The sequence below is a fragment of the Pseudoalteromonas sp. A601 genome (genome assembly GCF_002165575.1).
Lineage (GTDB): Bacteria > Pseudomonadota > Gammaproteobacteria > Enterobacterales > Alteromonadaceae > Pseudoalteromonas.
Genome location: NZ_MXQF01000026.1, coordinates 34,958 through 50,569, shown reverse-complemented (window position 1 = coordinate 50,569; position 15,612 = coordinate 34,958). Strand labels below are relative to the sequence as shown.

General features: G+C 38.6%; 12 protein-coding genes. 4 read left to right on the top strand and 8 right to left on the bottom strand.

Translation table 11 applies throughout. The features are described from left to right. Positions 1–260: 260 nt before the first annotated feature. The 8 genes from B5G52_RS17365 to rpmH all read right to left on the bottom strand — a co-directional run bounded on the left by B5G52_RS17365 (position 261) and on the right by rpmH (position 9,037). On the bottom strand, positions 261–2,594 hold the full coding sequence (locus tag B5G52_RS17365) for an AAA family ATPase (RefSeq protein ID WP_087533911.1): 2,334 nt from the start codon (positions 2,592–2,594) through the stop codon (positions 261–263). After that, the gene (locus B5G52_RS17360; RefSeq protein WP_087533910.1) at positions 2,575–3,252 is read right to left on the bottom strand and encodes an ABC-three component system middle component 1; all 678 of its coding nucleotides are present in this window, start codon (positions 3,250–3,252) and stop codon (positions 2,575–2,577) included. The genes B5G52_RS17365 and B5G52_RS17360 overlap by 20 nt, the downstream gene beginning before the upstream one ends. Continuing rightward, positions 3,245–4,504: an ABC-three component system protein gene (locus B5G52_RS17355; protein ID WP_087533909.1), complete on the bottom strand. Its 1,260-nt coding sequence runs from the start codon at positions 4,502–4,504 to the stop codon at positions 3,245–3,247. The genes B5G52_RS17360 and B5G52_RS17355 overlap by 8 nt, the downstream gene beginning before the upstream one ends. Before the next feature lie 422 nt (positions 4,505–4,926). Beyond that, on the bottom strand, positions 4,927–6,291 hold the full coding sequence (mnmE, locus tag B5G52_RS17350) for a tRNA uridine-5-carboxymethylaminomethyl(34) synthesis GTPase MnmE (RefSeq protein ID WP_087533908.1): 1,365 nt from the start codon (positions 6,289–6,291) through the stop codon (positions 4,927–4,929). A gap of 136 nt (positions 6,292–6,427) precedes the next feature. Beyond that, entirely contained in the window at positions 6,428–8,062 is a 1,635-nt protein-coding gene (yidC, locus tag B5G52_RS17345; protein ID WP_087533907.1) for a membrane protein insertase YidC, read from the bottom strand. A gap of 8 nt (positions 8,063–8,070) precedes the next feature. Further along, complete coding sequence (gene yidD, locus B5G52_RS17340) at positions 8,071–8,346, bottom strand: membrane protein insertion efficiency factor YidD (RefSeq protein WP_087533906.1); 276 nt, start codon at positions 8,344–8,346, stop codon at positions 8,071–8,073. A 125-nt stretch (positions 8,347–8,471) separates the two neighbouring features. Then, positions 8,472–8,897, bottom strand: coding sequence for a ribonuclease P protein component (gene rnpA, locus B5G52_RS17335; protein ID WP_016710423.1), 426 nt, complete (start codon positions 8,895–8,897; stop codon positions 8,472–8,474). 5 nt (positions 8,898–8,902) lie between these two features. Beyond that, positions 8,903–9,037 carry a 50S ribosomal protein L34 gene (gene rpmH / locus B5G52_RS17330; RefSeq protein ID WP_004335215.1) on the bottom strand — a complete coding sequence of 45 codons (135 nt, stop codon included), beginning with the start codon at positions 9,035–9,037 and terminating at the stop codon, positions 8,903–8,905. 508 nt (positions 9,038–9,545) lie between these two features. Here rpmH and dnaA point away from each other — a divergent pair. From dnaA to gyrB, 4 genes are read left to right on the top strand one after another with little or no spacing between them, the layout of a single operon-like run. Next, positions 9,546–10,934 (top strand): chromosomal replication initiator protein DnaA, encoded by a 1,389-nt coding sequence (gene dnaA, locus B5G52_RS17325; RefSeq protein WP_087533905.1) that lies wholly within the window; start codon positions 9,546–9,548, stop codon positions 10,932–10,934. 13 nt (positions 10,935–10,947) lie between these two features. After that, a complete protein-coding gene (gene dnaN, locus B5G52_RS17320) occupies positions 10,948–12,051 on the top strand; it encodes a DNA polymerase III subunit beta (protein ID WP_087533904.1) in 1,104 nt (367 codons plus the stop codon). 6 nt (positions 12,052–12,057) lie between these two features. After that, positions 12,058–13,152 (top strand): DNA replication/repair protein RecF, encoded by a 1,095-nt coding sequence (gene recF / locus B5G52_RS17315; RefSeq protein ID WP_087533903.1) that lies wholly within the window; start codon positions 12,058–12,060, stop codon positions 13,150–13,152. A gap of 12 nt (positions 13,153–13,164) precedes the next feature. After that, positions 13,165–15,591, top strand: a complete 2,427-nt coding sequence (gene gyrB, locus B5G52_RS17310) for a DNA topoisomerase (ATP-hydrolyzing) subunit B (RefSeq protein ID WP_087533902.1) — start codon at positions 13,165–13,167, stop codon at positions 15,589–15,591. Positions 15,592–15,612 lie beyond the last annotated feature (21 nt).

Here is a 15,612-nt window from a genome sequence, read left to right as displayed (position 1 = left end):
TTATAGGGGGTTGATTGGTCGTATGACCCATAATGCTGCGAATGCAGCTCCTCAGGAACGTGTTGCGGGCAGTGAAATAGGCCCTTTATCTTTATACTCATTTCGAGCTAGTTCATAATTAAAATTATCACAGTGATCAGAGGTTGCAACACCTTTTTTATGCGCTCAAACCTCTTCTGGCCCTGCAACTTTTTAAGGCGGATTGGATGTCGAGGCATCATGAGCAGTGGCCTCGACGGGCGACTCGCAGGGAATCCGCCTTAAAAGTTATTAATATATTCATCTCTATGTTTCTTCAAAAGATTTATTTTTTTATGTGATAATCCTGCTTTACCGTAGCGGTATATCAAATAGTTAGCTATGTCTTGTTCATGGGTTGACATTATTACTTGTCTATCTCGAAATTCTACTCTTAATAAATCACTGAGAGATGCTATATTGATTTCATCCATACACTGCGTAGGATCATCAATGAAAACAAAGGCTGTTTCTGCATATTTTTTGTTAAGAGCAAGAAATAAAGCTAGTGCTAAGGCGCTGATTTGCCCGCTGCTCATAGAGAGAACAGCATCGTGTTCATTCCCCTTTACTGTTTTAAACTGCAAAGGAGTATCTTTTTGAGTTCCCTCAGTTCGCTCTAAAAAAATACCTAATCCAGTCTGCATGTTTTGTAATAAACGTCCACTGTATATGTGAAACAGTAGCTCAATCTCTCCAAGTGTTTTGTTTATATATGTATTACGAGCTAAATTGAGCTGTTTTTCAGTTTCTTTTAACTTATTCTCTACCTTGCTAATAGCCTCTAACCTTGCTTTGGATTGGTTGAAAGCTATTAGTTTTTTTTCATGTGTTTTACTGATGAGTTTGTTGTGCTCGTTATGTAGATAAGCTAATTTCTTTTCAATTAAATCCTGAGTTATAACCTTAAGCTCTTCAGAGTTACGAAAAGTACTATGATAGAAAGCTAAAACCTGCTCTGAAAGTAAGTCGCTTTCAGCTTCAAATGACGATTGTATTTGTTGACGCACAATCTCAACTTGTTCTGTTTTTTCCTGTGGGGTTTCTAAGTATTCAGTTGGGAGTGTAATATTTAGGTTTTGAATACGTTCTGCGATTTTGATTAGACGCGGTGATAGGTGCTCATTCAACTCCAATTCACGAAGTAGCACTGGGTTGAACTCTGTATCTATTTTAACTAGTTGTTGTTCAAGTTTTGGAAGTAGTGTTTGTAGGGCTATACTAATTTTTTGCGTATAGCTAGCTACTTTTTGCCCATTTATATCAAGCTCTCTTTCAATTTTTTTTGTTTGGATATCTATTGCATCAATGAGTAATTTTTGTTCATTGTAATCAAAACCACACAGAGGACAGTGAGCCTCATCTTGATTAATAGCTGCTTTTAATCGATTTATTAACTCTAGAGTTTTGTTCTTTGTTTCCTCTATTTTACCTTGGTAGGTTTGCAGTTGTTCTTTACTCTTAACTAGCTCACAAAAGTCATCGAACTGATCTGCCAACGATTGTTTGAGTGGTGGCAAGTCAATTTCTTTTAGTTCAGTTGCGCTTTTTTTGGCAATGGTTATTGCTTGATTCAATGGTTTTCTTTGTTCACGTAAGTTTTTTAACTTTTGTAGTTTATGAAAATGCGGAACAAGGCGTATGGCTAAAGCAAACTCTTCTGTCTGTAAGAAAGCTCTTTTCTTCCCGTTTCTTTCTCGCAACTCGATCTCGCTAGAGTGCTCGATAAGTGTTTTAAGAAGATTCACCTGGGCAAGTTGACTTGGGTAATCAGCTACGCGCTCAATTGTTAGAGGGGCCTCTGAATCCCAGGTTGGAGTTGGCTCCATAGTAGTCAGTCGGCAATATTCTGCTGCTTCTCCTGATGCAGATAGCTGCTGCTTTAGTAGAGTAATTTCTTCATCTAATAAGTCTTTTTTTTGTAGTTCTTGTTCGTAAGCTGATTTTCGAGCAACTTTTAGATTACTGATATTTTCCCTTCTAGCTTCAAGTTCATCTAAATTGATAAGGTGTTCAATTTGCTTGGTTCGAGTTGTATCTTCGCAGCAACCATCTGGAATGACCAATGCTTTGCTATCTTGCTGAAGGTAGTTTAATACGTCGAAATTATTTTGAAAGTTACTCCCTAAGTGTTGTTGCCAGAACGCATTCTCATCTTTAATTTCTTCTGCTGAAGCCCAGTCATTGAAGTTTACTAGTTGATATAACTTAAAAATAGAGAACTCACTAGGCTTGTTTTTTTTGGACTTCATTTCATTAGCTTCAGCTTTACGCATAATACTTATTGATTCGCTGCCATTAGTTAGCTCAGCCACAATACAGATATCACCAGTATAACCATTATGCCTATAAAGATTACTTTTAAAGCTATGTTTATTAGGGGTAACTGGTTTTAATCGAGCTGCAATTCTAGGTAGCTTCCCTCGGAAAAGTAGCTGTTTTGCATCAAATAGAGATGTTTTACCAAATCCATTTGGTCCATCATAGATGATTAGATCACTTTCATAATGCTCTTCGAAGGAAGAGAATACTTTAAAGCCATTTATTTTTAGTCGATTAATTCGCCATTTGTTCATCGATCAGTGCCTCCATGACTTTTTTATATTCACTACCTTTAGCAATTTGTAACTCTATTGATTGGAAGAAGGTTAAAAGTTGCTTCTCGCTTAGCAGCTGATCTGCAATTTTATTTGCGTCTTCTAAAGTTGACTCTTGTATTGGAGCAGCCAAAAAAGGAAGTTTGACAAAAAGACGGCAGGTTAAGCTAAATGCAGTTTCCTCGTTTGGATTTTCTTTATAGTTTTTAAAAGCTTCAGAGCTTGATATTAATGAATCTATGTATTCACCTCTATCAAAGTATTGCTTTAGTTGGTCTAGTTCCTTTGTTGTATAATATAAAACATGTTTCTTGAGGCTATAGGCATTTTCTTCAATATCAAAAATACTATGCTCCTGCTGCGGAAGCTCTGTAAGCTCGTCCAACTTGAATAAGATAACCAAGTCAGTATTCTTAGCAAAAGATGGTTTTGTTAGAAGGCTTTCAGGGGTTTTATTTTGTACATGAGCATTTAGCTCAGATGGAGAGCATAGCTGATTGACTTCTAGAACAACAAGGAAGCGCTGGAAGCGAGGGTCTTTTGCTTCATAAAAATCTAAGTCTTCAAATGGAGACTCCAACTGTTGAAATTGACAAGGTGACTTTTCAGCTACTTGTTGAATAATATGTTTAATCATTTAGTTCCTCTTGAGCATCTTCCGTGGAGATAAACCTTACGTTATGAATTTTAGTGAGTCGGTTCTTTTCTTCATCGTCCTCAGAAACATCTATAAACTTTCCCGTTATTTTCGAAGCTTCACTGAGTGGGAAAGGGGGATGCTTCATTTCAACAATTAAATTGTTATATTCGTACAAAATATCCTGAATTATTGAGTTTTCTCGTAATGCTTCAACATTGTTTTGTATTTCTGATAAAGATAGCTTTTCACTGATTTTTTTTAATTGAATAGCTGTTGGTAGATATGTGCCAAATAATTGTTGGTAATAATGGGGAAGATCAGGGGCAACTACTAATTTCCTAATAAGTGCAATTATATCCATATAGTTTTCTACACTATCATGGCTAAATCCTTCAATGGTAACAGAGGCTATATTTGGCTTTTTAGCATAATAGAGCCTCTTCAGCTTTGACAGATCCATGTGGGCAATAGCGTTTCGGCAAGCTAATATATCAATAAGTGATATTTGTGATGAAGTTTCATTACTTTCTATAAGGAGATCAGTTCTTTCGAGTAAGTTGCGTTTAAATCTGTTCAAAACCATGCGTTCATCGGTATCACCTAGGACTTCTGCTTTTAAACATTCTTCAATCTCAGTAAATAAAATTGGAGTTTTATTAGCTGCGTTAAACTTTATTTCACCCTCATTGTGAATCTTGGAATGAGCTGATATAACTTTTGTATCAAGTAACGTATAGAGCAAGGCAAGCTTATACTGTATTAGTAATGGAGAGCTGTTTAGTTTAGCTTTTGCTAAATAGTCCAGCATTACTTTCTCAAGCTTTTCATTAACTTGGTCCAGCTGAAGATATTGGTTGCCATCATTATAGCGATAAAACTCAACTTTGCTTTGCGTAGTGTTGGATGGATTAAATGGAGAAAAGTCATCTAGTTCACGAGCAACATGAAACCAGCGTTTAGTATTTTCATCAATTCCATATGCTGCAATCTCAGCTGCCTGTAGAATTGCTGAATTATATGCAGAGCGTTTACTATCTACTCTAGCTTTTACCTGATGAAGACTTAAAGCCTTATCTTCCTGACTATAAATAACAAAATCATCAAGAGACTCTACCTTTAAGTTACATGGTCTATAACTTTCATCGTTGAGTAAGTTAATACAATGATAAAGAGCAACTTTTCCTTGATATATAAAACCACTCCATGAAGCTATCGCACTGCTATCTCTTATTTTTTTTGGAACATCCATATATTATTCTATTCAAAGAGCAAAGTTTAAGTATGTCAATAACATAGCAAACTCACCAAGTCGCTTCTATTATTTTTAAACAATTTCCTCTCATTTATTGAACCAAACCACTCCTTTCAAACCCCGTAAAGCCATAAATCGGAACCCCGCAAGCGGGAAAGTAAATAAGCCTATATTTATCTGTTTCCCTAATCTAATCTTCTTTATTAAAATAGACTTGGTAGGGGGCTCATCAGCTCTTTTTTACTTTCGAACCTTAATAACTTCCTATTTGGTGGACCAGTAATGGTTACGACAAAGAGGTCGATGGGCCAATCGAGGCCCATATTATGAAACTAAAGGAAACTATTGAAAGATAAAAAAGCTATTAAATTTATCAATAAATTAGGTTCTTAACTTAATTTAGGTGTTGGTTTACCTTGTTATTTACCGATACAGAATGAGCTAAATATTTTTCCGAGCAGGTCATCAGAAGTAAATTCGCCAGTAATCTCATTGAGGTAATGCTGCGTCAAACGCAGCTCTTCTGCCAGGATTTCACCAGCAATATGCATCTCTAATTGGTCTTTACCTGTATGCAAATGATGGGCGGCATTGTCTAACGCATCTAAATGACGACGGCGTGCCATAAAACCGCCTTCCGTTGCGCCATCAAACCCAATACATGCCTTTAAGTGAGTACGAACTAACTCTATACCATCAGCATTTTTAGCACTGAGACTTATCACAGGATATTGCTGGTTTTCACTCATACCTACTTCATCGCCTGATAAATCAGCCTTATTTCGGATCACCGTCACCCCCATACCGTCTGGAAGCTTAGCCATAAACTCCGGCCAAATAGCGTGTGGGTCGGTGTCTGTGGTGTCTGTACCGTCGAGCATAAACAACACCCGGTCAGCTTGATTTATTTCATCCCAGGCACGTTCAATACCGATTTGTTCGACTCGGTCTGGGCTTTCACGTAGGCCGGCGGTGTCAATAATATGTAGTGGCATACCATCAATGTGGATATGTTCTCTCAGTACGTCACGCGTTGTGCCGGCAATCTCAGTGACAATGGCGGCTTCTCTACCAGCTAAGGCATTAAGTAAGCTTGATTTACCTGCATTAGGGCGACCAGCAATAACAACACGCATTCCTTCACGCATAATACTACCTTGTTTGGCTTGATTGGTGACATTGTAAAGCTGCTCTATTATGGCATTTAAATCACCTGAGACTTTACCGTCTGATAGAAAGTCGATTTCTTCATCAGGAAAATCAATCGCCGCTTCAACATACATACGCAGGTGAATTACTTTTTCTACGAGCGTCTCAATATGCTTTGAAAATTCACCCTGAAGTGATTGTAAGGCGCTTTTAGCTGCTTGTTCACTGGTTGCATTTATTAAATCAGCAATGGCCTCAGCTTGGGTTAAATCCATTTTATCGTTCATGAAGGCGCGTTCTGAAAATTCACCCGGCTTGGCAAGTCGTACACCGTTTATTTGGCTTATTTCCTTTAATAGCATATCTAGCACTACCGGGCCGCCGTGACCTTGTAACTCAAGTACATCTTCACCGGTAAATGAATTAGGGCCCGCAAAGAAAATAGCAATACCTTGATCAAGCTGTTTACCTGCAAGGCTTTTAAATGGCACATAGTCGGCATAGCGTACTTTAGGGCAACGACCAATAATTTGCTCAGCAACACTCTTTGCTAAGCTACCTGAAACGCGAATAATACCTACACCACCACGTCCTGGCGCGGTTGCTTGGGCTGCAATTGTATCTTGATTGATCATGCTAATAATTTGCCAACTAAATGAATAACGATATGTGCGTATTGTAACCTATGGATTTATTTGTAGCGAATAGCTGTGTTGAAAAACAGGCAATAAAAAAGGCGACCTAAGTCGCCTTTTTCAGTAATAAGGTTTGTTAGCCCCTTACTTTTATTCCTTGTTTTTCCATCCCGCGGTAAATATAGAGCATTTGCGCGATTGAAATAAGGTTAGACACTAACCAATAAAGTACTAAACCAGACTGGAACCATAAGAAGAACACAGAGAAGATTACAGGCATGTAAGTCATCATCTTTTGCTGCATCGGATCAGTCACTGTCATTGGTTGTAGCTTTTGGGTTATAAACATACTTGCACCAAATAATATTGGCAGAATGAAGTAGGGGTCTTTCGCTGATAAGTCAGTTAACCAAAATATAAACTCAGCATGACGTAGTTCTGTTGATTCTAAGAATACATAGAACAAACCTAAGAAGATTGGCATCTGTAGCAAAATAGGGAAGCAGCCACCCATAGGGTTAACTTTTTCTTTGCGGTACATTTCCATCGTTGCTTGACCGAATTTTTGACGGTCATCACCATACTTTTCTTTAAGTGCAGCCATTTTAGGCTGCAGCGCACGCATCTTCGCCATTGAGGTGTATTGTGCTTTAGTAAGTGGGTACATTAGTGATTTTATAATAACTGTAATAGCGATAATCGCTAGACCCCAGTTACCTAAAATACCGTATAACCATTTTAGTAATACAAATAATGGTTGTGAGATAAACCATAACCAACCGTAGTCTACAGTTAAATCTAGGTTAGGGTGAATCGCTTCTAATGTATCAGACTCCTTCGGGCCCATGTAGTAGGTAGCACCAATGGTAGTTTGTTGGTTAGCTTGTATATTTACTGGCTCACCTTTAGTACCTATGATGGCAGCATTACCTGATGCGATTAAACTGTAAAGGGTGTTTTGTTGTTCTTGCGCAGGTACCCAAGCACTTACAAAGTAGTGCTGAATAAAGGCAACATAACCACCTTGTGTATTAATGCTGAGGTTTTTATCAGCCATGTCTGAAAAGCTATACTTTTCATATTTTTCTTCGCTAGAGCCGTAAGCAGCACCTAAGTAGTTTTGGTCAACTAAGTTGCCTTTTTCTTGAACTGTACGCTTAATTTGTGTGTAAAGCTGTACTTGAATCGGCTCAGCTGTGGCGTTGTTTACGTTGTATTCTAGAGCAACATCGTACTGACCTTTTTTGAATACATAGGTTTTAGTAAACGTAACACCTTTACTATCAGTAAACGTTAAAGGAACACGAAGCTCATCACCCTCAAGGGTAAAGCTTTTTTGTTCAGTGCTGTAAACTGGGCGACCTTCTTTTGAAGCGTCAGGGCCGTTTAAACCAATTAAGCCACTTTGTGAGAAGTATTGATTGCCATCAAACTCACCTAAAAGCATAAATGGTGTTTCTTCACCTTTTACTTCTTCATATTGGAGTAGGTCTGATTCAACAATATCACCACCGCGGGTATCAATTTTTACAGTGAATACGTCTGTTGTAACTTCGATTACTGAACGTTTTGCACTGGTTGCTGCAGTTGGTAAGTCACCATCTGTAGATGAAGGTACATAATCATCAGAATCAGGTGAGTTAGATTGTAGTGTTTGTGTGTTGGCACTAGGATCGGCTTTAGGTGCGTTGTAGTCGTTATTCCATTCTTGAAACAATAAAAACGATACAAGCATCAAACCGATGAATAAAAACGTGCGTTGCGATTCCATAACAGCTCTTATTTCTCGTGTTGGTGGTTAATATGGGTTGTTTTTTCAGGTACGGGGTCGTCTCCGCCTGAATGTAAAGGGTGACATTTTAATATGCGTTTGAGCGCTAACCAACTGCCTTTTACTGATCCGTGCAAATTAATTGCTTGAATAGCATAACTTGAGCAAGTGGGATTAAAACGACAATGCGGGCCTAACAGTGGGCTAATCCACTTTTGATAACCGCGAATTAAAAACACTAAACAGAACTTTGGAAAAGCAACAAGTGGTTTAAGTAACCTCATGATGTTCTATCCTCTGTGTAGATTTAGTGGGTTGATACCATGAATTTAAACACCCGAAACGGAATTTTAAATGCATGATTAAAAGGTGAGCTAAAGATACCTTAATTAACCCTATAATTCTATTGCTATTGGCTTTGTTTATTGGATTTAGCCGATTTGTTAGGGCGTTTTTTAAATGGTGGAGGCTTAGGTGCGCCAGGTTTGCAGCGTTCATTAATTTTGCGCCACAACTTCGTTAATTGTTTAGTGAGCTCTTCGTTTGATTGTTCATCAATACCACTTTTAACCATTAACACAATATCGATATTATCAATGGTGTGCTGATTTAAACGAAAACTTTCGCGAGCAAGACGTTTAATACGGTTACGTTGGCAGGCTTTTTTAACTCGTTTTTTAGCAACAGTAAGGCCTAAGCGAGGTTTTGCTTGGTCATTAGGTTTTGCTAATAAGGTAAAAAAAGGAGTTGCAGCCCGAGCGGGTTCATTAAATATGCGAGAGTAATGCGAGGGAGTTAACAGACGTAACTCCCTGCCAAAGTTAAAGTCTTCCACTTATATTAAGCAGAAAGAACTTTACGGCCTTTAGCGCGGCGACGAGCTAATACTTTACGGCCATTTACAGTTGCCATGCGAGCACGGAAACCGTGAGCACGTTTGCGTTTTAAAACGCTAGGTTGAAAAGTTCTTTTCATAACAATTCCATCCGATCGGTTAAAGGTTAAAACATCCTATGCAGGTCGCGATCCTGGCACAGGTGCCATTGCGAGCGCGAGATATTATAGAGGAAGACAACAAAAGTCAATCATAATTACAGCGCAAACACTTTAATTATCAAGGATCCTATTGTGAGATCTTATAGGATCATCATTAATATAGAGTTTTCCACAGCCTCTGTATAAAAAGTGCATAAAAGCTTGGGGTAAGTAAATTAGATCATACATTTTAATCGCGATCTAGTGTCTTTTTTGTTATGATCACTCATTAGTATTAAAAATATTATTTGTTTAAAATCAGTTTGTTACTGTTTTTTATGGCTGAGATCATATTTTTAAAAAAAATCAATCTTGTACTTGTGGATAAAGTACCTTCATAATACTCGGTCTTGGGTTAATAAATTGCCTAAATAATAGTAATTAAAGTATGATTTTTGGTTGTTTTAATGTGACCGGGAATAAAAACTAAATCTTTGGGAGTTTAACTGTGTATCTGTCGGTTTGGCAAAGTTGTTTATATGTATTGCAAGATGAACTGCCTTCGCAGCAGTTCAGTATGTGGGTAAGACCACTACAAGCAGAAAGTACCGAAGATACCCTGACTATTTATGCGCCTAACCGTTTTGTGCTTGATTGGGTAAGAGAGAAGTACCTTAATCGTATTAATGAGTTATTGGTTGAGATCTGTAAAGACGAAGCGCCAGAGTTGCGTTTTGACGTTGGTAGTAAGCCGATTCTTAATACACAAATGGCTGCGCCTGTAGTAGAAAGTACAACCCCTGTAAATCAACCTGCTGCTAAACAAGCGCCTAAAGCGGTTAAGCAAGCTGTTGAACCTGCGCCTAAGTCTGGATATAAATCAAACATCAAAGAAAACTATACCTTTGATAGTTTTGTAGAGGGTAAATCTAACCAGTTAGCAAAAGCGGCGGCAACACAAGTTGCAGATAACCCAGGTGCTGCTTTTAACCCTGTATTTATATATGGCGGAACCGGCTTAGGTAAAACGCACTTATTACATGCCGTAGGTAATGGCATCATGGCGAATAAGCCAGATGCTAAAATCGTGTATATGCATTCAGAGCGTTTTGTACAAGATATGGTAAAAGCGCTGCAAAATAACGCCATAGAAGAGTTTAAGCGTTATTATCGTAGTGTTGATGCATTAATGATTGATGACATTCAATTTTTTGCTAACAAAGAGCGTTCTCAAGAAGAATTCTTCCATACTTTCAATGCTTTACTTGAAGGTAACCAACAAATTATTTTAACCTCTGACCGTTATCCAAAAGAGATTGAAGGGGTTGAAGACCGCCTTAAATCACGCTTTGGCTGGGGTTTAACCATTGCGATTGAGCCGCCTGAGCTTGAAACGCGGGTTGCTATTTTGATGAAAAAAGCGCAGCAGAGTAAAATTAACTTACCTCATGAAGTCGCGTTTTTCATTGCAAAAAAACTGCGTTCAAATGTACGTGAGTTAGAAGGTGCACTTAACCGTGTAATTGCCAACGCTAATTTTACCGGCCGCCCAATTTCAATCGACTTTGTTAAAGAAGCACTCCGTGACTTACTTGCCTTGCAAGATAAGCTGGTCACTATTGATAATATTCAGCGCACTGTTGCTGAGTATTATCGTATTCGTGTATCAGATTTACTTTCAAAACGCCGTAGCCGCTCTATAGCAAGGCCGCGCCAAGTTGCTATGGCATTGTCAAAAGAACTCACTAATCACAGTTTACCTGAGATTGGTGACGCGTTTGGTGGACGTGATCACACCACTGTATTGCACGCGTGCCGCAAAGTTAAATCGCTACGTGATGAAAGTCACGAAGTGAAAGAAGATTATCAAAACCTAATAAGAACATTGTCATCTTAAGGCTGACTTTACTATGCAAATAACCATACCAAGAGATCAATTTTTAAAACCTTTAGTGCAAGTGTCGGGTGCTATAGAACGCAAACACACTTTGCCGATTTTATCTAACGTGTTGTTAGAGGTCGTAGATGGTCAGTTGGCCATGACAGGTACTGATCTTGAAATTGAGCTAGTCGCTAACGTATTTGTTGGTGACGATGTTGAAGATACAAAGCTAACGTTACCAGCAAAAAAATTGCTCGATATTTGTAAAAGTTTGCCAGATGGTTGTGAATTAACATTATCTAGCCAAGACCATCAGTTGCTTTTAACGAGTGGTAAAAGCCGATTTTCATTAACAACGCTTGCTGCTGAAGATTTTCCTAATTTAGAGCAGTGGGATGGCGAAGTTGAATTTCAGTTAACGCGATTAGAGTTGCGTAAGCTTTTAGAAAGCACACATTTTTCTATGGCTAATCAAGACGTGCGTTATTACTTAAATGGTATGTCGTTTGAAGTTGATAATGCTGATATTAAAACAGTGGCAACAGATGGCCACCGTTTAGCTATTGCACAGAAAGAACTACCGCAATCATTAAATACCCAGCGCCAGTTAATTATACCGCGTAAAGGTGTGCAAGAAATTATGCGCCTAATGGTTGCCGACGAAGAGCTGGTAACTATTCAGTTTGGTGCTAACCATATTCGAATTATCGATACTGAGTTTACATTTACCAGTAAATTGGTCGATGGTCGTTTTCCTGACTATCGCCGAGTATTACCGCGCGGTGGTGATAAAGTAATTACTGCTAATCGTGAATGGTTGCGCAGTGCGTTTCAACGTGTATCTATTTTATCAAATGAAAAGTTTAGAGGCGTTAGGCTAAACCTTTCTGAAGGTTTACTAAAAATAACTGCAAACAACCCAGAGCAAGAGCAAGCAGAAGAAGTGGTTGAGGTAAATTATCAAGGCGATGACTTAGAGATTGGTTTTAACGTTTCTTATGTACTTGATGTATTGAACACACTAAAAACTGAAGATGTTTTATTTACCCTTGCAGATTCAAACAGCAGTGCATTAATTGAAGGTGCAGGTGACGAAGAAGCCATGTACGTTGTTATGCCAATGCGCTTATAAGGTTCTATGAGTTTAAGTCATTTAAGCCTCAATGATTTTAGAAATGTTGAGGCGCTTACATTAGAGCCAGTAAACGGTATCAATGTAATTTACGGTGAAAATGGCAGTGGAAAAACCAGCCTTTTAGAGGCTATTTATTACCTTTCTCATGGCAAATCATTTCGTACACCTAAACATAAAAGCATTATAAAGCACCAGCAAAGTAAGTTTACAATTCATGGTAGAAAATCGCTTTATAACTTGTCTATACCTATCGGTATCAGCAAAAGCTTAAATGGTGATACCGAGCTTAAGATTCAAGGCAAAACTAGCCGCAGAGTCTCTGAGCTCGCACAACTCATGCCTGTTCAGGTTATTACACCTGAAAGCTACTCTTTATTTTTTGGTGGCCCAAAAGAGCGCCGTAAATTTTTAGATTTGGGATTGTTCCACGTGGAACAAGACTTTTTTTATTTATGGCAATCATTCAATAAAGTATTAAAACAACGTAATGCATTATTGAAAAGTAAGCCAAGAAATTATTTTGACCAAATTAGGTTTTGGGATAAAGAATTTGTTAGACTGGCAGAACAAATAAATACTTTAAGAATTGCGTATATAAGTAGGTTTAAGCAGCAGTTTTTTGATAAAATGTGTGCAGACTTAACGCTTATTAGCGATTTAGAAATAAACTATCAAGCTGGCTGGAAAGAGACTGAGTCTTTAAGCGACGCCCTTGAACAAAACTTTGAACGCGATAGCCGCCAAGGTTTTACAAGTAAAGGCCCACATAAGGCCGATTTTAATTTTAGTGTCTCTGGTAATAGTGTTGAAAATACATTTTCCCGCGGTCAATTGAAGCTATTGCTTTATGCGTTAAAAGTAACGCAAAATAGTTTGATTGAATCAGAGACTGAAAAGCAATCTATATTGCTAATAGATGATTTACCTTCAGAACTTGGAGAAGATACAAAAGAGAAGGTCGGCCAATTATTGTCGCACTGTAATTCTCAAATATTTATCTCTGCAATTGAGTCTGAAAGTATTTCTGCTGTGGTGGAACCCATGCAACGAGAACTACAAATGTTCCACGTGAAACATGGCAACCTAATAACAAGATAAGTGGGATTAACCATGTCTGAGAATTACGATTCGTCGAGTATTAAAGTACTAAAAGGATTAGACGCAGTAAGAAAGCGTCCTGGAATGTATATAGGGGACACCGATGATGGCACAGGCTTACACCATATGGTGTTTGAGGTCGTTGATAACTCTATTGATGAAGCCTTAGCTGGCCACTGTGATGACATCTTTGTCACAATTCATTTAGACGGTTCAGTCTCTGTTCGAGATAACGGTCGTGGTATTCCAACTTCAATCCATGAAGAAGAAGGTGTATCTGCTGCTGAAGTTATTATGACAGTACTTCATGCCGGTGGTAAGTTTGATGATAACTCTTATAAAGTATCAGGTGGCTTACACGGTGTTGGTGTTTCTGTTGTAAATGCATTGTCAGAAAAACTAAAACTAACTATTCGCCGTGAAGGCAAATTACACGAGCAGACTTACACCATGGGTGTACCAGATGCACCATTAGCTGTTATTGGTGACTCTGATAGCTCAGGTACTGAGTTACGCTTTTGGCCAAGTGCTGAGACGTTCACTAACTTAGATTTCCATTATGATATTTTAGCTAAACGTTTACGCGAATTATCATTCTTGAATTCAGGTGTGAGCATCATCTTAACGGATGAGCGAGAAGAAAATAAATCAGATCACTTCAAATACGAAGGGGGTATTCAAGCGTTTGTTGAATATCTAAATCGTAATAAAAACCCAGTACATAAAGGTGTTTTCCATTTTACTCACGAACGTGAAGAAGATGGTATTAGCGTTGAAGTATCTATGCAGTGGAATGATGCGTTCCAAGAAAACATATACTGTTTCACAAATAACATTCCACAGCGTGATGGTGGTACTCACTTAGCGGGCTTTAGATCTGCGCTAACTCGTACGCTTAATAATTATATGGAAAAAGAAGGCTTTAACAAGAAAGCTAAAACAACCAGTAATGCAACGGGTGATGATGCTCGTGAAGGCTTAACTGCAGTTGTTAGTGTTAAAGTTCCTGATCCAAAATTCTCATCGCAAACAAAAGATAAGCTAGTATCGAGTGAAGTTAAGTCTGCGGTTGAGCAAGCAATGGCTGAAAAATTCACTGAGTTTTTATTAGAAAACCCAATGGATGCAAAAATCGTTGTTGGTAAAATTATTGATGCGGCACGCGCACGTGAAGCTGCACGTAAAGCACGTGAAATGACCCGTCGTAAAGGCGCTATGGATTTAGCAGGTTTACCAGGTAAACTTGCTGACTGCCAAGAGAAAGACCCAGCACAATCTGAACTATATATAGTGGAGGGTGACTCAGCTGGCGGTTCAGCCAAGCAGGGTCGTAACCGTAAGAATCAGGCGATTCTTCCGCTTAAAGGTAAGATCTTAAACGTTGAAAAAGCACGTTTTGATAAAATGTTATCTTCGCAAGAAGTAGCAACGCTAATCACAGCACTAGGTTGTGGTATTGGCCGTGACGAATACAACCCTGAAAAATTACGCTATCATCGTATCATTATCATGACCGATGCCGACGTCGATGGTTCTCACATTCGTACATTGTTACTAACATTTTTCTACCGTCAAATGCCTGAAATTGTCGAGCGCGGTTATATCTACATTGCTCAGCCTCCACTTTATAAAGTGAAAAAAGGTAAGCAAGAGCGATATATTAAAGATGATCCAGCATTAGTTGATTATCTAACATCGTTAGCGCTAAATGGTGCAGCACTCTACACCAGTGCTGATGCATCAGCGCTTGAAGGTGAAGCACTTGAAAGTATTGTTCACGATTACCAAAATACAGTTAAAGTGATTGAGCGTTTAAAGCGTAAATACCCGAACACGGTTATGAATCGTTTGATTTACCAAAGCGAGCTTAAAGCTGAGCATCTTGCTGATGAAGAAAAAGTAATTGCGTGGACCAAAGAGCTTGTTGATGACTTAATTGAGCGTGACGAAGATGCAACAATTTTCCATGCCGGTACTGAGTACGATACTGAGCGTAATTTATATTACCCTGTTGTGAATATTCGTCAGCATGGTGTGGATAAAGCACACGTATTACATTATGACTTTATTACCTCAAGAGATTACCAACGTATTGCTGTAACAGGTAAAAATATTGCAAATATCATCTCTGAAGGTGCATATATCCAACGTGGTGAAAAAACGAAAGCTGTTGATAACTTTGTGGATGCATTGGATTGGTTGATTGCAGAGTCTAAGCGTGGGATCTATATCCAACGTTATAAAGGACTCGGCGAAATGAACCCAAGTCAACTGTGGGAAACTACAATGGACCCTGATGCTCGTCGTATGCTGCAAGTAACCATTGAAGATGCTGTTGGCGCTGACCAACTATTCGCAACATTGATGGGTGACCAAGTAGAGCCGCGTCGTGAGTTTATCGAAACAAACGCACTACGCGTAGTTAATCTAGATGTTTAATTCTCGTTGAGAATAAAAAAG

Coding starts and splice junctions, on each gene's coding strand:
- dnaN (WP_087533904.1), top strand. CDS start 10,948: ATGCAAATAACCATACCAAGAGATCAATTTTTAAAACCTTTAGTGCAA.
- recF (WP_087533903.1), top strand. CDS start 12,058: ATGAGTTTAAGTCATTTAAGCCTCAATGATTTTAGAAATGTTGAGGCG.
- yidC (WP_087533907.1), bottom strand. CDS start 8,062: ATGGAATCGCAACGCACGTTTTTATTCATCGGTTTGATGCTTGTATCG.
- gyrB (WP_087533902.1), top strand. CDS start 13,165: ATGTCTGAGAATTACGATTCGTCGAGTATTAAAGTACTAAAAGGATTA.
- B5G52_RS17360 (WP_087533910.1), bottom strand. CDS start 3,252: ATGATTAAACATATTATTCAACAAGTAGCTGAAAAGTCACCTTGTCAA.
- B5G52_RS17365 (WP_087533911.1), bottom strand. CDS start 2,594: ATGAACAAATGGCGAATTAATCGACTAAAAATAAATGGCTTTAAAGTA.
- yidD (WP_087533906.1), bottom strand. CDS start 8,346: ATGAGGTTACTTAAACCACTTGTTGCTTTTCCAAAGTTCTGTTTAGTG.
- B5G52_RS17355 (WP_087533909.1), bottom strand. CDS start 4,504: ATGGATGTTCCAAAAAAAATAAGAGATAGCAGTGCGATAGCTTCATGG.
- rpmH (WP_004335215.1), bottom strand. CDS start 9,037: ATGAAAAGAACTTTTCAACCTAGCGTTTTAAAACGCAAACGTGCTCAC.
- mnmE (WP_087533908.1), bottom strand. CDS start 6,291: ATGATCAATCAAGATACAATTGCAGCCCAAGCAACCGCGCCAGGACGT.